25 protein-coding genes are annotated in these 22,318 nt (G+C 73.6%); 12 read left to right on the top strand and 13 right to left on the bottom strand.

The window, feature by feature from the left end:
- Positions 1–230 precede the first annotated feature (230 nt).
- The 5 genes from OG550_RS06755 (at position 231) to OG550_RS06735 (ending at position 5,129) form a co-directional block, all read left to right on the top strand.
- Positions 231–656 (top strand): hypothetical protein, encoded by a 426-nt coding sequence (locus tag OG550_RS06755; protein ID WP_327675599.1) that lies wholly within the window; start codon positions 231–233, stop codon positions 654–656.
- Between the two features lie 5 nt (positions 657–661).
- Complete coding sequence (locus OG550_RS06750; protein ID WP_327675597.1) at positions 662–1,507, top strand: nucleotide exchange factor GrpE; 846 nt, start codon at positions 662–664, stop codon at positions 1,505–1,507.
- Between the two features lie 26 nt (positions 1,508–1,533).
- On the top strand, positions 1,534–4,098 hold the full coding sequence (locus OG550_RS06745) for an Hsp70 family protein (RefSeq protein WP_327675595.1): 2,565 nt from the start codon (positions 1,534–1,536) through the stop codon (positions 4,096–4,098).
- 182 nt (positions 4,099–4,280) lie between these two features.
- Positions 4,281–4,574, top strand: coding sequence for a hypothetical protein (locus OG550_RS06740; RefSeq protein WP_327675593.1), 294 nt, complete (start codon positions 4,281–4,283; stop codon positions 4,572–4,574).
- A gap of 285 nt (positions 4,575–4,859) precedes the next feature.
- The gene (locus tag OG550_RS06735; RefSeq protein WP_327675591.1) at positions 4,860–5,129 is read left to right on the top strand and encodes a hypothetical protein; all 270 of its coding nucleotides are present in this window, start codon (positions 4,860–4,862) and stop codon (positions 5,127–5,129) included.
- A 117-nt stretch (positions 5,130–5,246) separates the two neighbouring features.
- On the opposite strand, the gene OG550_RS06730 is transcribed toward OG550_RS06735, so the two are convergent.
- On the bottom strand, positions 5,247–5,534 hold the full coding sequence (locus tag OG550_RS06730) for a hypothetical protein (RefSeq protein ID WP_327675589.1): 288 nt from the start codon (positions 5,532–5,534) through the stop codon (positions 5,247–5,249).
- Positions 5,535–5,820: 286 nt separating this feature from the next.
- On the opposite strand from OG550_RS06730, the gene OG550_RS06725 reads away from it, so the two are divergent.
- The 4 genes from OG550_RS06725 (at position 5,821) to OG550_RS06710 (ending at position 8,263) form a co-directional block, all read left to right on the top strand.
- Entirely contained in the window at positions 5,821–6,264 is a 444-nt protein-coding gene (locus OG550_RS06725) for a DUF6188 family protein (RefSeq protein WP_327675587.1), read from the top strand.
- A gap of 167 nt (positions 6,265–6,431) precedes the next feature.
- A complete protein-coding gene (locus tag OG550_RS06720; RefSeq protein ID WP_327675585.1) occupies positions 6,432–7,004 on the top strand; it encodes an O-methyltransferase in 573 nt (190 codons plus the stop codon).
- Between the two features lie 175 nt (positions 7,005–7,179).
- Positions 7,180–7,413 carry a hypothetical protein gene (locus OG550_RS06715; protein WP_327675583.1) on the top strand — a complete coding sequence of 78 codons (234 nt, stop codon included), beginning with the start codon at positions 7,180–7,182 and terminating at the stop codon, positions 7,411–7,413.
- Positions 7,414–7,498: 85 nt separating this feature from the next.
- A complete protein-coding gene (locus OG550_RS06710; RefSeq protein ID WP_327675581.1) occupies positions 7,499–8,263 on the top strand; it encodes an HAD family hydrolase in 765 nt (254 codons plus the stop codon).
- Between the two features lie 135 nt (positions 8,264–8,398).
- Here the strand turns inward: OG550_RS06710 and OG550_RS06705 are convergent, their stop codons facing one another.
- Positions 8,399–8,827 carry a MarR family winged helix-turn-helix transcriptional regulator gene (locus tag OG550_RS06705; RefSeq protein ID WP_327675579.1) on the bottom strand — a complete coding sequence of 143 codons (429 nt, stop codon included), beginning with the start codon at positions 8,825–8,827 and terminating at the stop codon, positions 8,399–8,401.
- A 142-nt stretch (positions 8,828–8,969) separates the two neighbouring features.
- Between OG550_RS06705 and OG550_RS06700 the strand changes: the two genes are divergently transcribed.
- Complete coding sequence (locus tag OG550_RS06700; RefSeq protein WP_327675577.1) at positions 8,970–9,854, top strand: MBL fold metallo-hydrolase; 885 nt, start codon at positions 8,970–8,972, stop codon at positions 9,852–9,854.
- Positions 9,855–9,950: 96 nt separating this feature from the next.
- Here the strand turns inward: OG550_RS06700 and OG550_RS06695 are convergent, their stop codons facing one another.
- Positions 9,951–11,135, bottom strand: coding sequence for an alpha/beta hydrolase family protein (locus OG550_RS06695; protein ID WP_327675575.1), 1,185 nt, complete (start codon positions 11,133–11,135; stop codon positions 9,951–9,953).
- Between the two features lie 136 nt (positions 11,136–11,271).
- Positions 11,272–12,660, bottom strand: a complete 1,389-nt coding sequence (locus OG550_RS06690) for a Shedu anti-phage system protein SduA domain-containing protein (protein ID WP_327675573.1) — start codon at positions 12,658–12,660, stop codon at positions 11,272–11,274.
- Between the two features lie 212 nt (positions 12,661–12,872).
- On the opposite strand from OG550_RS06690, the gene OG550_RS06685 reads away from it, so the two are divergent.
- Entirely contained in the window at positions 12,873–13,205 is a 333-nt protein-coding gene (locus OG550_RS06685; protein ID WP_327675571.1) for a hypothetical protein, read from the top strand.
- 232 nt (positions 13,206–13,437) lie between these two features.
- Here OG550_RS06685 and OG550_RS06680 read toward each other — a convergent pair whose 3' ends face one another.
- From OG550_RS06680 to OG550_RS32760, 8 genes are all read right to left on the bottom strand, one after another.
- Positions 13,438–14,415, bottom strand: a complete 978-nt coding sequence (locus tag OG550_RS06680) for a threonine/serine dehydratase (protein ID WP_327675569.1) — start codon at positions 14,413–14,415, stop codon at positions 13,438–13,440.
- Positions 14,416–15,155: 740 nt separating this feature from the next.
- A complete protein-coding gene (locus tag OG550_RS06675; RefSeq protein WP_327675567.1) occupies positions 15,156–15,524 on the bottom strand; it encodes a hypothetical protein in 369 nt (122 codons plus the stop codon).
- 154 nt (positions 15,525–15,678) lie between these two features.
- Entirely contained in the window at positions 15,679–15,966 is a 288-nt protein-coding gene (locus OG550_RS32765) for a hypothetical protein (protein WP_442905947.1), read from the bottom strand.
- Positions 15,967–16,049: 83 nt separating this feature from the next.
- Complete coding sequence (locus OG550_RS06665) at positions 16,050–16,676, bottom strand: HAAS signaling domain-containing protein (protein WP_327675565.1); 627 nt, start codon at positions 16,674–16,676, stop codon at positions 16,050–16,052.
- Positions 16,673–17,038, bottom strand: a complete 366-nt coding sequence (locus OG550_RS06660) for a PadR family transcriptional regulator (RefSeq protein ID WP_327675563.1) — start codon at positions 17,036–17,038, stop codon at positions 16,673–16,675. The genes OG550_RS06665 and OG550_RS06660 overlap by 4 nt, the downstream gene beginning before the upstream one ends.
- Positions 17,039–17,267: 229 nt before the next feature.
- Complete coding sequence (locus OG550_RS06655) at positions 17,268–17,738, bottom strand: SSI family serine proteinase inhibitor (RefSeq protein WP_327675561.1); 471 nt, start codon at positions 17,736–17,738, stop codon at positions 17,268–17,270.
- 145 nt (positions 17,739–17,883) lie between these two features.
- Positions 17,884–18,930 (bottom strand): cytochrome P450, encoded by a 1,047-nt coding sequence (locus OG550_RS06650; protein WP_327675559.1) that lies wholly within the window; start codon positions 18,928–18,930, stop codon positions 17,884–17,886.
- A gap of 83 nt (positions 18,931–19,013) precedes the next feature.
- Positions 19,014–19,091 carry a tryptorubin family RiPP precursor gene (locus OG550_RS32760; RefSeq protein ID WP_363555679.1) on the bottom strand — a complete coding sequence of 26 codons (78 nt, stop codon included), beginning with the start codon at positions 19,089–19,091 and terminating at the stop codon, positions 19,014–19,016.
- A 744-nt stretch (positions 19,092–19,835) separates the two neighbouring features.
- On the opposite strand from OG550_RS32760, the gene OG550_RS06645 reads away from it, so the two are divergent.
- A complete protein-coding gene (locus OG550_RS06645; protein WP_327675557.1) occupies positions 19,836–20,531 on the top strand; it encodes a hypothetical protein in 696 nt (231 codons plus the stop codon).
- Positions 20,532–20,622: 91 nt separating this feature from the next.
- Here the strand turns inward: OG550_RS06645 and OG550_RS06640 are convergent, their stop codons facing one another.
- The gene (locus OG550_RS06640) at positions 20,623–22,185 is read right to left on the bottom strand and encodes an FAD-dependent oxidoreductase (RefSeq protein WP_327675555.1); all 1,563 of its coding nucleotides are present in this window, start codon (positions 22,183–22,185) and stop codon (positions 20,623–20,625) included.
- Between the last annotated feature and the right edge of the window lie 133 nt (positions 22,186–22,318).

The following is a 22,318-nucleotide window of genomic DNA, read 5'->3' as shown; positions in this document are numbered from 1 at the left end:
CCCAGCACCCGGTGGCCGGACCGCCCGGCCGCCGGCCGACCGGCCATCGGCTTCCGGAGGACCGGCCGTACCGGCCAGACCGGCCCGACCGGCCCCGGACAACCGGTGGCCGGGACCGGCCACCGGAGAACCAGTCTCCGGAACCCCGGCCCCGGGCCGGGCGGTCGGCGCGTCCCGGCCGTCCGGCCGGGTCCGCCGTCCGGAGGAGAGAAGGAGAGACGACCCTCGCCATGCCACTGCACGAACCGTCACCGTACGAGGTCCTGGGCATCCCGCTCTCGGCCGGCGTGCGCGAGATCAACCTGGCCGTGGGCCCCGCCATGCGGGCCGGCCGCTTCACCCGCCAGCAGATCCAGGAGGCCGCGGCGCTGCTCCGCAACCCGGACCGGCGCCTGGAGGCGGACCTCCAACAGCCGCTCCCGCCCGAGCCGGTGGACCAGGTGGCCGGCCTGCTCGCGCCCGCGCTGGCCGAACCCCTGCTGGTGATCGACCGTCCGCCGCTGCCGTCCGCCGCCGAACTGCTCGTCCTGCACGGCGGAGAGCTGGCGGCGGACTTCGCCGAACCCGTCCCCGCCGGTGTCGACCCCGAGCCCGCGGTCCCCGCGCGCTTCGCCGCCGACCTGTCGGTGCTGCCGCAGATCGAGATCCCGGAGTGAACGACGTGACGACACCCGAGCCGCGCAAGCCGCTGGAGGTCCCGCAGCGGGCCCTGGAGGTCGACCTGCCCCAGGCCTTCGGCCAACTGCTGTTCCGGGCCTCGATGCTGCAGCGCCGCCGGGCCGAGGAGGCGCAGGCGGCGAAGTCCGCCCAGCGGGAGCTGGTCGCGGCCCTGATCGAGGTGGACGACGCGCTGGCGTCCCTGGGCCTGGACCGTGAACTCGTGCTGCTGGGGCGGGGAGCCGGGATCGAGGCCACCCGCCGCCGCCTGCTCGGCAAGCTCGCCAGAGCCGGGGTGCGCCCGATGCGGCTGGACGGACTGGCGGCCGACCCGGCGCTGACCGAGATCGTGGGCAGTGAGCCGAGGCGCGGGGTGGCGCCGGAGACCGTGGTGGAGACCGTCGTCACCGGCTTCTTCTGGGGGGACGAGGTGCTGCGCCGGGCCCAGGTCGTGGTCGCGGCGCACGTTCCGGCTGAGCCGGTGCTACTGGAGCCGGCGCTATCGGAGTCGGTGCTACCGGAGTCGGTGCTACCGGAATCAGGCCGCACGACCGGGGCCGGCGCGGGCGAGGGCACCGGTCCCGAAACCGGGTCCGGCACCGTCATCGGCCCGGTGGCCGGGGCGGAGGCGGACACCGACACCGTGTACGTGGGCGGGACCGCCGCCGGACCGGCCGCCGCCGAGAGCGCCGCCGGGAGCGCCGCCGGATCCACCGCCGCCGGGGCCGAACCGCCGGCCGCCGAACGGACGTCTCCCGAACCGCCGGCCCCCGAGCAGGCCGCGCGGGTACGGGCCGCGAAGCCCAGGGGTGGCCGGGCGGCCAACCGGCGCAAGCGGAAGAAGCGTTAGGAACACGAGGGGCAAGAGGGGAACACATGTACCGCACACTCGGCATCGATCTGGGCACCACCAACTCGGTGGTGGCCCACCTGCGCCGCGGCGAGCCGGAGATCGTCTTCAACCGGCAGAACCAGGAGGCCACGCCCTCCGTCGTCGGCCGCGGCCGCAAGGGCGAACTGCTGGTCGGCTCCACGGCCCGCAGCCGCCTCGCCCTCGACGGTGAGAACGTGATCCGCTCGGTCAAGCGCTTCATGGGGCGGAAGTTCAAGGACCCGCAGGTCCAGGCGGCCCTCGGCGAGCTGGACTACCGGGTCACCGCGGGCGCCGACGGCGACGTCAACGTCTGGTTCGACGGCCGCTCCTACACCCCGATCGAGATCTCCGCGATCATCCTGCACCGGCTGAAGGAGGACGCCGAACAGCGGTTCGGCGAGCCCTTCCACCGGGCGGTCATCACCGTCCCCGCCTACTTCGGCGAGCGCCAGGTCGCCGCCACCCAGGAGGCGGGCCGGATGGCCGGCCTGCACGTGCTGCGGGTCATCAACGAGCCCACCGCCGCGGCGCTGGCCTACGGGATCACCGCCGAGGCCGGGATCGACGGCCGGACGGTCCTGGTCTACGACCTCGGCGGCGGCACCTTCGACATCTCGATCCTGCTGCTGGTGCCCGGCTCGGTCTCGGTGCTCGGCATCGAGGGCGACAACCTGCTCGGCGGCGACGACTTCGACCGCGCGATCACCACCGCGCTGCTGGACGACATCCGGGCCGAGTACGGCTCGGACTACCAGCCCGACCTGCGGGACCGGCCCAAGATCGCGTCCACCGCCGAGACCGTCAAGATCGAGCTGTCCCACCAGGAGTCCTCGGAGGTGATCCTGCCCGGCCTCGGCGCCGGCCAGCTGGTCCTGGAGACGGAGTTCGAGCGCTCCCGCTTCGAGGAACTGATCGAGGCCCAGATCGAGCGCACCATCGAACTCACCCACAAGGCCATCATGCAGGCCAACCTCACCGTCGGGGACATCGACGAGGTGCTGCTGGTCGGCGGCTCCACCTCCATCCCGCTGGTGGCGCGCCGCCTCGGCGAGGTGTTCGGGCCCCGGCGGGTCCGCCGCGGCGTCAACCCGATGCAGTGCGTGGCACTCGGCGCGGCCGTGCAGTCCGCGCTGGTCGGCGAGGTCGAGTGCCCCGAATGCCGGGCCCCCGCGGACCTGGCCGCCTCGGCCTGCTCCAACTGCGCGCACTCGCTGCTCGGCGGCGACCGGGTCTCCTGCACCGGCTGCCACATCCCGGTGGACACCGCGGCCGCCGAGTGCCCCAAGTGCGGCCAGGCCACCGGAGGTCCGGGCGGCGGCGCGGCCCCGGCCGCCTCCCGGGCGGCCACCGTCGTCCGCACCGACAACTGCCCCCGCTGCGGCACCCCGGCCGCCCCCGGCGTCACCTCCTGCGAACTCTGCGGCGAGGCACTGAACTCCGCCGCCTCCGGGAACACCAGGGTGGCCTCCACAGCGTCCGAGGACGTGGGCCTGCGCTGCGCCTCCTGCGGCATCGTCAACCCGCCCGGCGTGGAGGTCTGTACGGGCTGCGGCGAGCTGATGCAGGTCACCAACCCCTTCGACATCACCCCGAAGAACCTCGGCATCGAGCTCAACGACGGCCGGCTGGCCGTCATCATCCCCAAGAACACCAGCTACCCGACGAGTTCGCCGGTCAGCCGGCAGTTCGTGGTATCCGGCGGCGGGCGCCAGCGGCTCGAAGTCGCCGTCTACGAGGGCGAGCACGAGACCGCCCAGCGGAACGAGCTGATCGGGCACCTCACCCTGCGCCTGCCCGCCGGCCTGGGCGGCCGCACCCCCATCGACGTCTCCTTCGGCCTCGACCGGGACCGCACGATCACCCTCTCGGTGCGCATCCAGGGCGGCGGCGAGAAGACCGTCAAGCTGGAACGGGTCACCCTCGACCCCGAGCTCAAGGTGCAGGTCGAGGAGCAGCAGCGGCAGATCGAGAGCTTCACCGACCGCTGGGGGACCGAGCTCACCGAAGCCGAACTGCGCGACGCGCAGCGGCTGATGGACACCCTCGACGACCTGGCCGCCGGCCAGAGCCGGGGCCAGTCGGTGGACGAGGCGCTGGAGCGGGCGCAGCGCCAGCTCAAGGCCCAGCGCTGGGTGCGCGGTTCGGAGGCCTACCTGAGCCTGTTCCTGCACTACTGCGAGAAGCACCTCGACCCGAGCGACCTGGACCGGCTCCGCTCGGTGGCGGCGGAGCTGCGGCTGCGTCGCGAGGCGGCCGACTGGGAGGGCGCGATGGCCGCAGCCGCCCGCGCGGACGAGCTGTGCGACTCGCTCGGGCACACCTTCCGGATGCTCACCATGTGCAACGTCTACGTGAACCAGAACCTGGTCTCGCCGGCCCTGGCCCAGCGGATCCTGGCGGAGCTGCGCGGGCTCGACTCGGCGGTCGAGTCGGCCAACATGGAGGCGGCCAACCGGCACACCTCGGCGCTGCTGCTGCTGTACGCGGAGGCGCAGCGCGAGATGGGCAGCGAGCCGGCGGCCGAGTCGCTCGGCCCGGTCCGCCCGGAGGAGGCGGGGCCGCGATGAGCGAACTCCCTACGGACGAGCGGGCGGCGCACGATCCGGCGGCGGGCGGTCCGGCGGCGGGCGGTCCGGCGGCGGGCGGGCTGCCGGGGGCTGACGCGGCGCCGGGCACAGGACCGGGCACGGAGTCGGGACCGGTACCGGGGGCGGAACCGGAGCCTGGGCCGCTGCCGGGTGCGGGACCGGTGGACACGGTGCCTCCGATCGACGTGCCGTGCCCCCAGTGCGCACTCCCCGCCGACCCGGAGACCCTGCGCTGCCCGTCCTGCCGGGAGGACCTGGCCGCCCTGGTCAGGCTCCGCTACGCCGGGCGGATCGACTACAACGAGGCCCTGGAGCTGGCCCGGGTCGGCGACGACTCCTCGGCCGTGCTCCTGCTGCGCCGGGCGCTGACGGTGGAACCCGGCCTGGAGCCCGCCCGGGAGCTGCTCGCAGCCCTCTCGGCCCGGGTCTCCGCCGCCCGCCGCCCGGTGGACTGAGTCCTCCGTCCGTCGTCCGGAGTCCGACCGGTTCACGGACGGTTCACGGCCCACCCCCTTGCCGAAGGGGGTGGGCCGTGTGCTTTCCGGCGCGGGCCGTCCCCGTCCTGTTGCGGGTTCGCGGGAATTCTCAGGTATTTTTTCAAGGCTCCCGGAAAGGTCGGAAAGAATTCCGGAAATTCGCTTTCCCAATCTTCGGCGGCGGGGTTAGCCTGATCCTGGATGGACTTCCCGCGGCGAATTCGACGCTGCGCATGACAGAAACTCTTTTTCCAGGGGGTTCCCGTGACCGTCTCTGTTCCCGTCCCGAAGTCGATCATCGAGCGCCTGCTCAACACCGGTGTGGGGAGGCCGGTGTCCGCCTACTGCGACGGCAAGGGCTGCCGGCGGGTGACCGACCAGGTGAAGGTCAGCAATGCGCGGGCGTTCGGTTCCAAGCCCGGCACGTTCGACGAGATCATCAACCGCATCGGCCTCGACTGGAATCCCATCTTCAACCTCATCGCCGGGCAGCCGACGATTTGCAAGAAATGCGGAGCGGTCAACTGGGATTGACCTGTGCGCGTCGTGACGGCGGCCCGCCTCCCCGTCGGGAGGCGGGCCGCCGTCACTCGTCCGCTCCTGCCACGGCTGCCGCCGCCGCGGTCGTTGCCGCGGCCGTCACGGCTGCGGCTACCGCTGCCGCGCCGCGGCGGCCGTCTTGCGCTGGTGGACGAGGAGGCCGATGAAGCCGGCCATGAAGCCGCTGATCAGGCCCGACACGGCGTGGTTGACGGCGTTGGCCGTCTCGTCGTCAGGAGTGCCGACGATCAGGTAGTTGGCGGCCGCGCTCATCACCGCGCCGATCACGCCACCGATGACTCCACTGATCAGCGAGGTGCGCACGGTGCCGGGTGTGCCGGCCTCGCGGTTGTCGCCGGGGTCGCGGGTCTCGGGGGCGGTGGTGCTGGGCGCGGTCATGTCGGCCTCCTGGCATGGTCGCTGAGCACGGGCCCGCGGTGTCGGGCACATGTGGTGCACAGTCTGGCAGGAACCTCCGCGAGCGGAACCCCCTATTCCATCCGGTGAGAAGCGCACGGGCCCGCGGCGGGCTCCGGCCCCGGACCGCCGGGTTGACGCGGCGTCCGCCGCCCGTCGGCCTGGGCCGTCCCGGGGTCATCCGACGGAATCCCGAGGCGGCCTGACGGGCGCGGCGCGGGGACGTAAATCCCTGGACCGCCGTGGCGGAGCGGGGCAGGGTGCAGGGGTGAGAACTGACACGACCTCGGTCGAACACGCTGACCGGTGGGTGCCGGGCCTCCGGGGCCGACCGGTCACCGGCGTCGGCACCACTCCCCACCTGGTGCTCTCGCTCGCGCCGGGGTGGGAGGTCGGGGTGGAAGGCCCCGCCCTCCTGTCGCACGGCCCGGTGCACGCGAACCCCGGCCTGCCGCTCGCACCGGCCTCACGGGACCTGGCGCTCCGACTGCTCGGGGCCTCGGTCCTGTCCGCCGTCGCGTTCAAGTCCGGTGCCCTGCGGGTGGTGTTCGACACCGGTCTGCATCTGACGTGCCCGGGGGAGTCGTCGGCGTGGAGGATCACCGGGCCGGAGCGGTGGTGCTTCACGTCGGTGCCCGGCGGTGGACTCACGGTCCTGCCCGGCCCGGGGTCCGGCCCGGGGTCCGCCCCCGGCACGGCAGGGGCGCGGTGAGGGTCTGCCTCCGGAGGAGCGGGGCCGTGCGCAGGTGAGTGGTTCGGGCCGTACGCCGACACCGGTGCTGCGCCCCGCGGCCGCCGCCGGGACCGGACGGGCGGAAGACCGGGCGCATGCGTCCGCCGGCGGGTAGCGTCGGCCTCACCGTTCGCAGGGGGAGGGTCATGGAGCAGGCAGAACGTGCGGTTCCGCCACGTGTGGCAGCCGCGGAGAAGGCCGCCGCGGAAGCCGGGTTCACGAAGAGCTGCCTCCCCCAAGTGGGTCGGCTGCTGAGTCTGGCCGCGGCCGCCAAGCCCGGCGGCGTCATCGCCGAGAGCGGCACCGGAGCGGGGGTCGGAACCGCGTGGCTGCACAGCGGCCTCGGCGCCGGTGCGCGCCTGGTCACGGTGGAGCGTGACGAGGATCTGGCCCGCCGGGCGGCCGTGGCGTTCGCCGACGACGAGCGCGTCAGCGTCCTCACCGGGGACTGGCGGCTGCTCGAACGGCACGCCCCGTTCGACGTCTTCTTCTGCGACGGCGGGGGCAAGCGCGACGATCCCCAGCGGGTCGTCGAGCTGCTCGCCCCCGGCGGCCTCCTCATCCTGGACGACTTCACGCCCTCGTCCCACTGGCCGCCCCGCTACGGCGGCGAGGTGGACGAGCTCCGGCTCCTCTACCTCACCCATCCCGCCCTCCACGGCACCGAAGTACTCACGACACCCGCCAGTTCGGCGGTCGTCGCCACCCGGCGCTCCTGACCGAGAGCGTGCGCGGGAGGGTTCGTCGAGGCGGCTCGCCCGGGCGGAGCGGGGGACGGGTGCCGGGGCCGCCGGATCGCCCGGGAGCGGTGCCGGGCGGTTCGGGTACGGTGCAGCGGGTCGGGTCTGGGAGGATCACCGGCACGACACGTGGACGAGGACGAAGGTGGGGAACGTGATCGGTCTGGTGCTGGTGGGCGTGCTGGTGGTGGTCGTCGGCGGGTGCGTCTGCGTGGTGTGGGCGGAGCGCGGCGGTCCCCGCTGGGTGCGCGCGGTGGCCGCCGCGACTCTCGGCGCGGGCGGGCTGGTGCGCCGGTCCCGGCGGAACCGGGGGCGGTCCCAGGACGGGTCCGCCTTCCTCGGCGGTGACGGCGGCGGTGGCGGCGACGGCGGTGGCAGCGGGAGCTGACCCGGCCCCGCCCCGCTCCCACCCCGGCCGCTCCTCGCCCTGCCTCGGCCGCAGGTCAGGACCGGTCGGCGGATATGATCCGATCATGCTCAGCCTTGGCGCCCGCACGGCGGTCTTCGACATCGACGGCACCCTCTGCTTCGACGGGCGGACGATCGACGACCGGATCCTCGCTGCCATCGCCGCGTGCGAGCGCGCCGGCTTCCGCCTGGTCTTCGCGTCGGCCCGGCCCGTCCGCGACCTCCTGCCTGTGCTCGGCGGCGCCTTCCCGTCCGCCGTGCTGATCGGCGGCAACGGGAGCCTCGTCTCCGTCGACGGCCGGGTGCGCTCCCGGGCCGCGTTCGGTCCCGTCGAGTTCGGCGCGCTGCTGGAGGAGGTCCGTCGCCACGCGGCGGTCTACCTCGCGGACGGGCCCTGGGACTACGCCTACACCGGTCCCGCGGACCACCCGATCCTGGGCCGGGTCGACCAGGGCGCCCTCGCGCGCCGGGTGGACCTCGCCGAACTCCCCGAGGTCGTCAAGTTCCTCGTCGTCGGAGCGTCGGACATGACGGCGCTCGCCGCGGCCGGCCGCGGCCTGGGGCTGACGGTCAACCACCACCTGGACGAGGCGATCATCGACTTCGCCCCGGGCTCCACCACCAAGTGGGAGGCCCTGACGTCGATGGGGATCGGCGGGTACGTGGCGTTCGGGAACGACATCAACGACTTCGACCTCCTGCGGAACGCGGAGCGGGCGGTCCGCGTCGGCACCCACACCGGCCTCGACGAGGTCGCCCACGTCACCGTCGCGGCCGAGCCGGAGGCCGTCGCCGCCGAGATCGCCCGGCTGGTCGGCAGCGCCGGTTAGGGCGTTCCGGGGCGGCCCGGGGCGGCCCGGGTCGATCGGTGGGGTCGAACGGCCGCGTCCCGGGTCCGTTCGGGCGTGCCCGCGTGCCCCCGTGCCGCTGCGTCCGAGTGGCTGCAGGCAGGCGCCGCTGCGGGTTCAGGCGGGGTTGACGGCCCGCTCCAGCAGGCCGTGAAGCACGCGCTGCTCCTCCGGGGTGAGGCCGGACAGCGGGGAGTCCGTGTGGAGGAGTTCAAGCAGTCGTTCGCGCAGCGCGGTGCCCTCGGCGGTCAGGACGAGGTGCTTGGCGCGGCGGTCGGTGGGGTGCGGGTGGCGTTCGACCAGGCCCTGCTTCTCCAGCTTGTCGACCACGAACGTGGTGTTGGAGGGCTCGCAGCTCATGCGCTCGGCGAGCTCCCGCATGGTCATCGGCCCGCTCATCTCGCGTAGCGCGGTCGCCTGGGAGGCGGTGAGGCCCAGGGTGGCGGCGCGTTCCCGCACGTGCTCGGCGATCCGCTGGGCGAGTCCGTTCACCAGACCGCACAGCTGTCGCTCGGCGATGGCCTGCGGCTCGGGGGACGTCGTCATGGCGGCAGTCTACCAAGTTCATCAAGACAGAATAATTACAGCTTGAATGATTCAAGCTTGATGCTTATGGTTGGCGTCGTCGCCGCGGAAGACGCGGCGACGGGCCGGCGACGGCCCGACGGCGAACCACGGGAGAGCACCCATGGCAGATCTGACGGCGGATCAGGACTCGCGACTGCGCCGCCCGGGGCGGATCCGCTCGATCCGGCTGGGCGACATCAGGGTCTCCTACGTGCCGGACGGCGACGTGCGGCTCCGGCCGCTGCCGCTGCTCCGGGACACCACCGACGAGGTGTGGGCCGCGCACCCGGAGTACCTGGACGCCACCGGCCACCTCGTGGGCAGCGTCGGCGGTCTGCTGGTCGAGCACGGTGACCGTGCGCTGCTGATCGACGCGGGCTTCGGCCCGCAGGAGCTGCGGGCCCCGGAAGGGCCCCTCGGCACGATCCGCGGCGGCGCGCTCCCGGACAGCCTGGCCGAACTCGGCCGCCGCCCCGAGGACGTCGAAGCGGTGGCCTTCACCCACCTCCACTCCGACCACCTCGGCTGGGCCGCCCTCCCCGCGCCCGGTGGCGACCGGCCGGTGTTCGACCACGCCGAGTACCTGGTCTCCGAGCCGGAGTGGGACCGGCGCGACCTCCTGGACGAGCAGGGCATGACCGAACAGGCCGACGCACTCGCCAAGCGGGTGCGGACGGTCACGGACGGCCAGGAGGTCTTCCCCGGCGTCCGCGTGCGGATCACCCCCGGCCACACCGTCGGGCACGCCGAGTACGTCATCAGCGGGGGCGGACGGCGGCTCATCGCCTTCGGCGACGCCGTGCACTCGCCGATCCAGATCGACCACCCCGAGTGGTCCTCGGCCTTCGACCACGACCTCGCCCGGACCGCCGAGCACCGCCGCCGCCTCGTCGCCGAGCTCGCGGAGCCCGGCACGATCGGCTTCGGCGTGCACTTCGCCGACGTGGTCTTCGGCCGCGTCCGGCAGGACGGGGGCGGCCCGGCCTGGCAGCCCGTGGACGCCTGACCTGCCGAGCCGCCCTCGGGGGGACCCCGACACCGGTGGAGCCGGTGGACGGCGCACGCGGCGCACGGCGGGTGCGCCGCCCACCGGCCGCGTGCCTCACGTGCGGTGGAACACGACCTCGGGGTCGGCGGCCGTGGGGCCGTCCAGGCGGGGCGAGGGGATGCCGCGCAGGTGCAGGTCGAAGAACGCGCCGACGTACGACCGGACGATCTGGTGCGAGCGGGTGCCCGACAGCGGCGTCTCCGGGTGGGGGTAGCCGGCCGCGTCACCGAGCACGGGCCAGTCGGTGAACCCGGGGTGGCCCGCCCCGGTGACGGTCAGCCAGCGCTTCCAGCCGTCCAGCCGCGGCCAGGTGTCCTCCCACGAGGTGTCGGGGAAGTCCGGCGGCAGCAGGGCGGGGTCGCCCGCGACCATCAGGAAGGGCCGCCCGCCCAGGCCCGTCTCGGGCACCGGCGTGAAGAACGTGCCGTCCATGTTGACGCCGGCGTCCACGCGCGGGTCCACGGCCATGGTGGCCGAGGCGGCCGCGCCGCCGATGGAGTGGCCGGCCATGCCGATGTGCCGGGCGTCGATCAGCCAGGAGTACCGCCAGGCGGAGTGCGGGCCGGTGAGCCGGTCCAGGACGAAGGAGACGTCGCGGGCCCGGCCGTCCGACACCCGGTGGAGCGACCCGTCGGGGAAGACCTGCTCGCACGCCTTGCAGGTCAGCAGCCGTCCGCCCGGGAAGACGGTGCCGTCCGACTCGTACGCGTGGTCCACCGCGGCCACCACGTAGCCGCGGCTGGCGAGGTCCTCGGCCAGGGCGGTCAGCGAGGCGCGCGGCATGGTGAAGCTGGGGGAGAGCACGACCAGCGGGTAGCGGTGGGAGGTGATCCGCGGCACCGCGTCGGTACGGGCGTGGGTGCGCGTCGCGGCCACCTGCTCGGGGGTGGTGTACTCGCCGAGCCGCCCCCGGTCGGTGAGCAGCGCCTTGGCCTCGGGGACGGCCATGTAGGGGGCGGGGGAGCCGGTGCGGGCGACCGCCGGGTAGTAGAGGGAGAGCATCAGCTCCCGGTCCTCGGTGGGCGTCCAGGGGTCCTTGCGGCTCCGGTCGACCAGGTGGAGGGTGTCCCGTCCGACCGCCAGGTCTCCGGTGGGGCGCGGGAGTTCGAGCCGGGCGGCACCCGTGGCGGGGCCGGTGGTGGAGCCGGTCGCGGCGGCCGCCGGGGTCGCGGCGGCGCCGGGTGCGGCCAGGAGCAGGGCAGCGGTGGTGACCGCTAACGTGCGGATGATCTTCTGCATGCCTCGCATCCTAGGGAACATAGGCAAGGCTTACCTAAATTTTCCGGAATGCCGCCCAAGTGGAGGTGCGGCGTCCGCAGGCGGCGGCCGCCACACCTCGGTGGCGCCCCCGGCCGTCGCACGCCACCAGATCCGATCATTCGGACCGGCCGGCGAGTTCCTCGAAGTTCAGGGCACGCTCCGCGCCGTCCAGGAGGTCGGCATAGGTGAGGACCTGAATTCGGCTCAGGTGCGCGTTGTAGGTGCGGATGGTCTGGTCGACTTCCTCTCGGGTCGCCGATCCGCTTCTGTCGGGGTGGCCGATCACGACGGTTGCACGGGCGCGGCGGTAGTCGTGGTCGATGCCGAGATCGCTGCGCTGGACGGTTCGAAGGGCCGCGCCCAGCTCGTCCATCGTCCTCAGGTAGTTCATGCACTGGCCGACCGCTTCGTGGACGTCGCTGGTGACGATCGGGTGGTTCCTCCGGTGCCGCCGGACCAGTGGGGCCTCCGGACCTTTGAGCTCGATGATGTTGAGGCTCTGATCGGCCGAGATGAGTGGGATGTCGTGTTGCTGAAGGGGCATCAGGTCCCGGCGCTCTGCTACGCCCACGTACTGACCTCCGAAGAGCCAGTAGTTTCCTCCCAGGGCCGTCTGCATGGCTGTTTCGTTGACGCCATCGGACAAGGCCAGCGCACGTAGGTTCGCGATCAACTCGCGGCGCCGGCGGATGACTGCGGCTTCGGCGGCGACGAGGCCCTTGCGTGTCGAGGTGAAGCCGGTCATCAGTGCGTCGATGTCGCTGTTCTGCACCAGCAGTTCACCGAACCGCACAGATGTCAGACCGCTTCCATCCTTGAGCTCGCCGACTTGCGACACATGATCGGTCAAGGCTGTGAGAAGCCCTTCCATGCTCATCTGCGCATGCGGCTCGACCTGCTCCGCATCCCCGGCCGTGTTGGGGGTGGCGTAACAGATCCCGTCGTAGAGCTCGTCGACCAGGAAGCGTTGGAAGGCATCTGCGAACCTGTCCTTCACGGAGAGCAGGCGTCGAGCCTCCGAGGGGGTTCGTCGGTTTCCGGCGGTAGGCGTGGTTGCCTGCTTGCCGTCTTCGAGGATGAAGATCAGCCCGAGGAAGGGCTGGTAGGGATCCAGGTCGGGTGATCCGTAGCCGCGCCGGACGTCGAATCCCGAGGCCATGAGCTCCTGGACTCGGTTCGTCACGTTCTTGGAGAACCCGCTACTGGACTGTGCCTTGACGATGATGGCCGCCAGGGGGATGCCGTCTCGGACAACGGTGATGTCCCAGGGGCGCCCGACGGCGTGGAATCCGGGCAGGTTTGCGGCGCGGCCGGTACGGATCCAGGTGGGGTCGATGCCCCGTTGGACAAGTTCGTCAACCAGCGCGTTCTCAAGATTCCTGTGCGGGCTGGTGGCGAATCCTCGCCGGGGCTGCCAATCGGTGCCTCCCTGGGCTTCCCGATCGCCGGCAACCGCAGCCTCTCGCCAGAAGCCCTTGATGATGTCCGTGATCTGCTTGGTCATCGATCCCCCTTCGCGCAGCAATGCTCGGGGACGACGCTATCGATCGCCTGTGACAGCGTCCTGGCTGGCGGTTCGCTCGAAGAACCAGTGGCCGGCCGCGCGCAACGAGGCGGGCGGAGCACTGGCCTCCGGTGGGGCGCGCGTCCGACCCGTTCAGGGGTGAGGGCCCGCCCGGCCTCGGTGTGGCTCGACCGGTCCGATTGAATGGTCGTATGAAGAGCAGCCGGCGACGGAAGCGGGCTCCGTTCGGCCTGCCGAAGGACATCGTCCTGGTGGCGACCCCGCGCGGCTGGCGCCACAGCCTCGTCACCTCCGACGGCGGATTCGTCTGCGGGCACCTGCCCGACCTCCCCGCGGAGGCCGACGCCGAGCTGGCCAAGGCGCGTGCCACCGGGATGGTGAGGGAACTGGGGCACGGGTTCCACGGAGCCGTCCTCGACGTCGCATGGGAGGAGGCCGGGGCGCCCGACTCCTGGGTCGGCCGCATCCACCACCTCCCCGGACCGCAGCCCGACGAAGCCGATCACCGCAGGGCCGGAGGCTGAGCGTCAGGCTCGGCTGCAGCGGCAACTCCTGGCCGCCGGGAGTGTGTTCGGGGCGGACCCGGTCGGCACGCCGGTCGCACGCTGACGGTGCATCGGGCGGTCGGCCTGGTGGCCGACCGCGGGTCCGTCCGGCCGATCGTCCCCTGCGGTTCTCAACCGCTTCCGCGCGTGATCGGCCGGACGGAGTCGGACTCCTCCGGTCGGGCTGGTCGTCGACGGCCTCGCGGCCGTCCTACTGCCCGTCGTCCGTGAGGGTGCGGAGGTCGGTGTTGGCGCCGCAGAGGATGACGCAGACCTTCTCGTCGGCCTCGGGCCGGTAGCCCGTGCCGCCGGGGCCCTCCGGGTCCGGGTCGCCGGGCAGTGCGGCGGGCAGTGCGGCGAGGGCCGTCGCGGCGGCGTGCTCGACCGCGAGGCGGTGGTCGTCCCACAGGGCCCGGCGGGCCCGGACGATGCCGTCCTCCGGCACCAGCACGGAACGGACCTCGCCCCGGCGGGCGGCCTGCACGGCGAGGGCGGTGGCGCGGCGGGCGCCGAGGGAGTCGGAGGCGACCGAGTCGACGGTGACGTCCACCGGTCGTCCGGCCGCGATGGCGGCGTCCAGCGCGCGGCAGTTCTCCGGCTCGACCGCCACGGTCCGCACGCCGTGGTGCCCGGCGGCCGTCGCCACACCGGCGAACAGTCCGCCGCCGCCGACCGCGACCACCACCGTGTCGAGGTCCGGGATCCGCTGGGTGATCTCCTCCAGCAGTGTGCCCGCCCCGGCCGCGATCAGCGGGTGGTCGTACGCGTGGCTGGCGAGCGCACCCGAGGCGGCGGCGAACTCCTCGCAGGCGGCCAGGGCCTCGGCGTACTCCGAGCCGACGAGCCGGACGTCCGCCTCGTACGAGCGGAGCCGGGCCACCTTCACGCGCGGCGCGTTGGCGGGCAGGAAGACGGTGGCCCGGACGCCCTGCTGCCGGGCCGCCCAGGCGCAGGCGAGTCCGGCGTTGCCGCCGGAGGCGATGGTGACCCCCGCCTCCGGGAGGGTGCCGGCCTCGCGGTGGGCCTGGAGGAAGTTCTGCGCGCCCCGGGCCTTGAAGGAGCCGGTGTGCTGGAGGTGCTCCAGTGCCAGCCACACCCCGCCCGGCCCCGGGGCGACCGCGACCGGGCGCACGTGCCCCGCGATCCGGTCGGCGGCGGACTTGATGTCGTCGTACGAGAGGTCGTGCACGTCGCAGCTCCTGCGGGAAACGGTCGGCCGATGGTGACGGGATCGGGTCCAGCCTCGCAGGTGGTGGCGGCGCCGGCGAAATACTTTGCAAAGTCCTGTGCCCGGCCACAGGGAGGTGGGGAGGTCGGGGGCGGAAGGTTGGGCGGCCCACGAGCCGTTCGTCGGCGAGCCGTTTGTCGGCCCGCCGTCCGGCTCGCCGGCCTGCTGCCCGTTCGGCTGGCTCGCCCACCTGCTGCCCGGCTCGCCGGCTTGCTGCCTGTCCGGCCGTTCGCCCGCCCGCTGTCCGGCTCGCCGGCCTGCTGCCCGTCCGCCCGCCCGCCTGCCGCCTGTTCCGTCGCTCGCCTGCACGTTCGCACCTCCGCCGCCCGTTCGGCCGCCCGCCCGCCCACCGGCGGGCGGGCGGGGTGGTGGGCGGGCGGGCGCGCTCCGTGGTGCCGGGCGAACACTTTGCAAAGTGTTGTGCCAGGCCGCACGGCGCCGCGGTCCGTGAGGTGAACGGCGAGGCCGCAGGGTGTTCGGGCGACCGGCGGGGCGGGTGCCGGGGTGCCGGGGTGCCGGGAAGGGACTTTGCAAAGTTCTGCGGAGGCCCGGAGGCCCGGGGCCCGGGGCGGCTGCGACGGTGCGGTCTGTGAGTTCGGCGGTGGAGTCGGCCGGTGTGGGGCGCTCGGTCGGGCAGGGGGCGACGTCCCGCCCGGTGCCGGTGCTGCCGGTGTTGCCCGTGCTGCCGGTCCCGCCCGGTGCTACCGGTGGTCTGGGGCGGCCGTGTCCTCGATGCGCTGGAGGCGGAGCGTGACCGCGCCCCAGATCCAGGCGGCGGAGAGCGGGACCGTCAGGACCGTGAGGCCGACCGCGCTGCGGATCCGTCCGTCGACGACGCGGGCGCAGCGGTCGCGGGCGTAGGTGCGGGAGGAGTCGTCGACGAGTGCCGGTGATCCGCAGTCGGACGAGCCGCTGCTGCCGGCGGAGGCGGGCAGGAAGGCGAGGCCGATGGCCCAGATCCACCCGACGACGGTCAGGACGCCGAGGAGGTTCACGCCCCAGCGCTGGAACCGGTGGGCGTTCCGCCAGGCCCGCTCGTCGTGGTCCTGCAGCAGTTCCGCCACCGCCATGGTTCCCCCTGTCCCCGGTGCGCCGTCCGTGACGTGCTGTCCGCGACGCGTCGTCCCCGATGTCGTGCCTCCGTTGCGGCGGCGGGGACGAGCATTCCACAGGCGGTGATCACCGTCGCCACCGGGCGGGTCCGGGGCACCCGGTGGCGGTCGGTCAGGTGGCCGGCCGGTCCCCCCGGCCCCCTCGCTCGGCCCCGGCGGCCCCGGCGCCCGCGATGGTCTCGGCGGCCTCGGCGCCCGGATCGATCCGGTCGACGCTGGCGGCAGGTTCGGCGCGTCCGGTGCGGCTCCGGTGGACGAGGACCCGGCCCTCCGCGCCCCGGCAGCCGGTGCTGGCGACGCGGTGCAGCCAGCCGTGCCGGGTGGCCTCGCCGCGGTCCACCACTCCGATGACCTGGTCGTCCGCGTCCACCCGCTCCACCGGTCCGTCCACGGGCGCCATGCCGGCAGGCGGGTCCGACAGGGGCCGTCGTGTCCGAGCGGGCACGAGGGGACGGCGTGGCAGGGCGGGCCGACCGGGCAGGGTCAGGCGGTGACGGTGACGCCGCCGGCGTCGGCGCGGAGGCGGGAGGCGGAGCGGGCGAGCCGGAGCACCGCCAGCACGGGCAGGAGGACGCCGGCCAGGCAGGCGGCGAGGAGGGTGAGCGGGTCCAGGCCGCCCGAGGCGATCGAGAGGAGCACGGCGATCAGGGGCGTGACCAGGACCGGCGAGAGCAGCAGCAGGATCGCCTGCTTCTTCTCCCGCCGCTCCCACTGCGGGGACTTCCGGATCCTGACCAGGGCGGCGACGGCGGCGGCGACCGCGAGGACGGGTCCGACGGCCGGGACGACCAGCAGGGGCAGGGGCGCGAGCGCGAGGGAGAGCGTGAGGGCGGTGCGCCCGGCGTTCTCCGGTTCGGGGCGCGCCCGGCCCTCCTCGGCGAGCGCGGCACCGGCCACCTCCTCCGGTCGGCCGAGCCGGTCGAGGACCTCCCGCAGCGCGTTCTCGTCGGCGGATCCGTGCTCGGCGAGCGCGACCTCGACGTGCTCGCGCAGGTCGGCCAGGAGTTCGCGGCGGCGCTCGCCGGGCAGCGCGGCGGTGCGGCGGGTGACCGTGTCGAGGTAGGCGCGGACCAGCGGGTGCTCCATCGGGTCGTCCATGGGGTTGTTCATGACTGCTCTCCCGGTGCGAGGACGTGGTCGACGGCCGAGCGGAAGTCGGGCCACAGGGTGGCGAACTCCTCCAGTGCGCTCCGGCCGGCGGGTGTGAGGGTGTAGTAGCGGCGCGACGGGCCGGTGGCCGAGTCGCGCAGGAAGGTGTCGGCCAGCCCGGTGCGGCGCAGTCGGGACAGCAGGGGGTAGATCGTGCCCTGGCTGGTCGCCAGCATCGGGAACCGGCCGAGCTCCTGGAGCAGCTCGACGCCGTAGCGCGGGCCGTCCCTGAGCAGGGCCAGGACGCAGTACTCCAGCACCCCCTTGCGCAGCTGGGTGGCCACCGAGCCGTCCGCTGCGCCGCTTCCTTCCGGGTCTGTCATACCAGGTACCATGCAAAGCAAGATAGCAGGTGAAGCAAGGATCCGCAGGTGGGTGGATGAGTGGGCGGGTGGGCGGCGCGGTTCACGCGGAAGGGCGGGGCGGGGGAGGGGAAACGGCGGGCGGAGGGGGGAACGGCGGCGGCCCGGGGCCGCCCGTGGGGGCGCGGCCCCGGGCCGCCGAGGGGGTGCCGCTCGAACTGCTCGGACTGCGTGGTTCGTCCGTCTCCGGTCAGAAGGCGAAGACGGCCCCGGTGGTGCGGGCGAGGGAGCAGCGGTTGCCGTAGGTGTGCCGGAAGGAGAGCGGACGGCCCCGGTAGGTGCCGGAGGCGGTGACGGTGTACGGGTCGTACTCGGCGGTGCAGACGCCGGGGTCGACGTCGAGGCGGGTGAGGTCGCCGTCGACCGAGTCGACGAGACGGCACGCGGTGACCGGGTCCGGGTGGGTGGTGGCGCTGCCGGGCGGGCACTCCAGCGCGGCGGCGCGGGACGTACCGGCGGGGGTCGCACCGGGGGTGACGGTCAGGCGGAGGCTGGTGGCGGCTTCGGCGGCGGGTTCGGCGGCGGCCTCGGTGCCCGGTTCGGTGGCGGTCGAGGCCGGGGTCGCGGCGGCGGTCGGGGTCGCGGTCGCGGCGGCGGCGGTGAGGCCGGCGGACAGCAGGACGGCCGCGGCGGCGGCGGAGGCTCGGGCTCGGGTCTTCACACACCGGAGAACGAGCGTGTGCGGACGTTGGTAACCCGTCGGGCGGAGACCGGCGGCCCGCGGAGGGCTGCGAGCCGGGCCCGTGACGCCGGGCCCGGCATCGCCGGCCCTGCGGCCGTCCGCCCGGCCCGTCCGCCCGGGTGGGTCAGCGGCGGACCATCCGGACGCCGGCGACCTCCAGCAGGCCGTCGAGTTCGACCTTCCCGACCGTCTGGTCGGGGCTCACCACGAGCCCGTCGCGGCGGACGATGTCGAGGAGCCGCTCGGCCAGCGGTATGACCATGTGCCGCCCCCAGCACCGCTCGCTCGCATGGCCGAACGGGAGGTATCCGGGGTGGGTCTCGGGGTCGAGGTCGGCCCACCGCCGGGGGCGGAACTCGTCCGGGGCGTCCCAGAGGCGGGGGTCACGGTGGCTCAGCAGCGGGAGCATCAGGACGTCGTCCCGTGCGCCGATCCGTTCGTCCACGGCGCCGAATTCCGGGGAGGCCACGCGGAGGAGGTTCCAGGAGGGGGGAAGCAGCCGCAACGCCTCCGACAGGATGTCGCGGTTCGGCACGTCGTCGTCGAACGGGGAACCGAGCCAGAGCGCGTTCGTCACGAGTGCCGCCACGGTGAAGCAGATCGGCGCGGCGACCCGCCGGTACAGGTACATGGCGTAGCGCCGGTCGTCGTAGCCCTCCGCCTCCAGTGCCCGGGCCGCCAGATTGGACAGCGGAATTTCCGTCCCGGGTTTTCCGAGCATGGCCGTACCTGCCGCGACGGCCATCCAGGTCAGTTTCGGCGTGAGTTCCAGCCGGCGGTCGACCAGGATCCGGAAGCGGAAACTCTCGCGGCCGAATACCAGGTTGCGGAGGTGGACGTGCGCGACGTGCGGCCACTTCCCGGTGAGGTCGTCCGCCGCGTCCAGGGGCTTCTTCAGCGCGGCCCGGACGTCGGCCGAGACGGCCTGCATGAGGGCGGACGCGTCGGTCCGGGTGACGTGCCGCCGCTGGACGGGCTTGAAGGTGGGCCGCTCCTCGGCGTTGGCCGGCCTGGCACTCAGCAGGCCGTCCATCAGCTCGGCGCCGGCGACCCCGACGGTGTCGCGTTCCAGGCGGAAGAGGTCGGCCCCGCGGTGCTTGCGGAGGAGTTCCTCGATCCGTGGTGCGAAGACGGTGGTCCGGGCGCTGTTCCCCGTGCTGGGTGTGGGCATCGGTGGCACTCCAAGGGTGAGCGGTTCGTGTCCGGCGGGGTTCGGTCCCCGCCGGACGCGAACCGGGCAGTCGAGCTACCCCGTTAGACCCAGCGGTACCACGCGTAGGCCTTCAGGCTCTTCTCCGGCATGACCTTCTTCACGAAGTGCACGAGCTTCATGGAAATCCCTCCGATGGGTGGTGGAAAGGGCTTGTCTCGGAATTGTGTGCGACGGGATACGGAGCGCGCGGATTCCACGGGTTGCGCGGAATCCGCGTGTTCCACGGAATGCGCGGAATCCGTTCCCCGCTTCCCGTCGTCCAGAAGTGAATCCCCGTGAAGATCCACCGTCAAGAGGTCGGCCGTGGTCGCCGATTGCCCTTCCGGTTCGGGTTTCGGCTCCGGCGGCGTCCGATCGGCGCGGGACCGGGGGATCCGGCCCGTCCCGGACGGGCGGTGCCCGTCGGGGTGGTTGTCGCCTGGTGGGGGCGGGTGACGGCGCCGGTCGGGCGCGCTCCGCCCCCGGCCCACGGGAGTGTGAACTCGGCTTGGCCGCCATGCGGCCGCGGGCGGTCGCCGGTGCGGCCGGCTGCCCAACCGAACGGTAGGTCTGCCTCTTCGGGCAGTGCGGGGCCGCGGCTCCGGTGGCGGACCGGCCGACGGTGTCGGAGGCGGCGGAAAGCCCGGAACCGGGTCGGTTTCGGGCCCGGTGGAAGGGCCGGGGAAGGGCCGGGAAGGCCCGGCGGAAGGGCTGGGGAAGGGCCGGTGCGGAGGGGTGCCCCGTGGCCGTTACCTGCCGGAATGCGGCCGAGCCCCCGAAGGGGCGCACTCGAACGGTACGGTTCCGCCGGGGAGTCCCCGGCGGAACCGCCGTCGGCCGACGCTCCGGGCCGCAGTGGCCGACCAGGGGGAGGGGACGGGGCGTTGACGCGTGCCGAGGGCGGGGACGGCGGGAGATTCCCGCTGGACGAGGTGCTGGAACTGGACGACGTACTGGACGACGTACTGGACGAGGAGCCGGGCGGAGGGCCGGGCGAGGAGGGGGAGGACGGGGAGGACGTGATCCCCCTGCTGGACCGCGAGGAGGATGCTCCCCGCGATGCCGCCGGACGGGTCGGGTGGCTGTCCTGCCTGGCGTTCGTGGTGGCCGTCGTCACCCTGGTGGCAGGGGGCGTCGTCTGGGTGCTCTGGGACGACCTGTACTACCCCTTCGGGGACTCCCGGGCCTGTGAGGGCAGTGACGCGGTGCTGTCCGGGGTCATCTCGGACGGGGGAGTGCGGATCCCCGAAGACGCCTCGGACGTCCACTACTTCACCAGGAACGGCGTCGCCACGGTCTCCTTCCTCAGCGGCCAGGTGCCGGACTACCTGCACCGTGCCGGGGTGATCCCGGAGTCGAAGCCCCTGTTCGACAGGGCCTACGGCAGCCCGTACGGGATGGTCAGGGGCGAGAGCGAGCCTCCCGACGAGCTCTGCGGCCCGGCGCTCAGGGAGCCCGCCTGGAGCTACTGGAACCGGGGGACGGGGACGGGGGTCGGCGTCCTGGTCGAGCGTTCCCCCGCCGGCGGCGCCGCGTTCCGGACTCCGGCCCGGGTGATCGTGAGCTTCGGCATCGGCTGACGGCCAGGGGGCGGCTCCCGGCCCGGGCGGGGCCGGGAACCACCTGTCGGATGCCGGTCGAGTGCCGCGTCGGCTGCCGGACGGCGGCCGGTCAGCGGCCGAGGCCCTCCAAGTAGTCCGTCACCGCCCGGGCGTCGTCCGCCGGTGCGGTCAGGGCCACGTGGTTGTCGGGCCGGATCAGCACCAGCGCGTCCCCGGTGATCCCGTAGGCCGACCGGGCGTGGCCCCGGTCGTCGAGCAGCCCTTCCGGCCCGGCGTCCACCGCGCACACCCGCACGGCGTCGCCGTGCGCCGCGGCTGCTTCCCGCAGCGCCGGGGCCGAGCCGGCGCCGAAGCCGAGGAGCGTGAAGTGGGGACCGGCGAACACCTCGAAGAGGCGGACCGGGGCGCCGGTCGCGCCGTCGCGGCACGGTGCGTCCGGGGCGCGGTCGCCGGCCCGCAGTCGGCCGCCCGGACCGTCCTGCCCGGGTTCGTCGGCAGCGCCGCGCCGACCGTCGGGCTCGCGGGAGAGCGAGCTCCACCGGTACCCCAGACCGAGGTTGGTCGTCTCGGGCGTGAACACCACGTCCAGGCCGCCGCCCGGCTCCTTGATGGCCTCCAGGGCGGCGCTCAGGCGTTCGGAGGTGAGGTCCAGGGTCCAGGCGGCGACCGGCAGCCGCTCCTCCTCGTAGGTGTCGAGCAGGTCGGCCCCCGCCCGGCCGGTCAGGACCGCGGCCAGCTTCCAGCCCAGGTTGAAGGCGTCCTGGATGCCGGTGTTCATGCCCAGCCCGCCCGCGATGGGGTGGACGTGCGCGGCGTCACCGGCGAGGAACGCCCGGCCGACCCGGTAACGGTCGGCCATCCGCACGTTGACCCGGTAGGTCGACAGCAGGGACGCGTCGGTCAGCCGTGCGCCGGGCATCCTGGCGTGCCGGTCGAGGAGCCGCTGGAAGCCCTCCCGCGAGGGCTCGACCGGACTGCCGTCGTCGTCCCGTTCGGGCCCGGCCTGGAACCACCACCCCGACCGGGTGCCGGGGATCGGACAGAGCATCACCGCGCCGTCCTCGTCGAACCACTGGTGCCAGCGGTCGCGGTCCGGCCCGTCGAGTTCGACGTCTCCGCAGACCATCACCTGGTCCTCGGCCGTCCGGCCGGCGAAGGAGACGCCCAGCAGCTTCCGGACCGGACTGTGGCCGCCGTCGCAGCCCACCAGGTAGCGCGCTCCGATGCGCCCGCCGTCGGCGAGCGTGGCGACGACTCCGTCGCCGTCCTGCGCGAACCCGACCAGTTCGGTGGCCAGTTCGACGCTCACGCCGTACTCGGCGAGGCGGTTCCTCAGGACCTCCTCCAGCCTCCACTGGGCGATGAGCCACCCCCGGTCGTAGGGCGCGTCCGGGGTCGGACGGGAGCCCTCGTACGGGTGGGTGTCGGCGATCGGCCGCCCGTCCCGGTACTTGCGCATCACCGGGGGCTCCGCGCCGGCGGCGAGGATCCGGTCGACGACGCCGAGGTCGTCGAGGACTTCGAGGCTGCGGGGGTTCGGGCCCTTGGCCCGTGAGCTGCGGGGGTACTCCGGCGCCTTCTCGATGATCCGTACCGCGATGCCCCGCCGGGCGAGGTCGCAGGCCAGTGTCAGTCCGGTCGGTCCGGCCCCCACGATCAGCACGCTGGTCACAGGTACTCCTCGTCTGCGTGACGTCACGTCGCGCTCGTGTTCGTTCGTCGTGTCGTTCGGCGTGTTCGTTCGGCCTCCAGGAAAGCGCAACCCGGTTAAAAACGCAACCGGGTAACGATAGAGACCGGGTTGC

Origin of the sequence: Kitasatospora sp. NBC_00458, from assembly GCF_036013975.1 — a bacterium.
Lineage (GTDB): Bacteria > Actinomycetota > Actinomycetes > Streptomycetales > Streptomycetaceae > Kitasatospora.
This window is presented reverse-complemented; position numbering and strand designations above follow the sequence as displayed.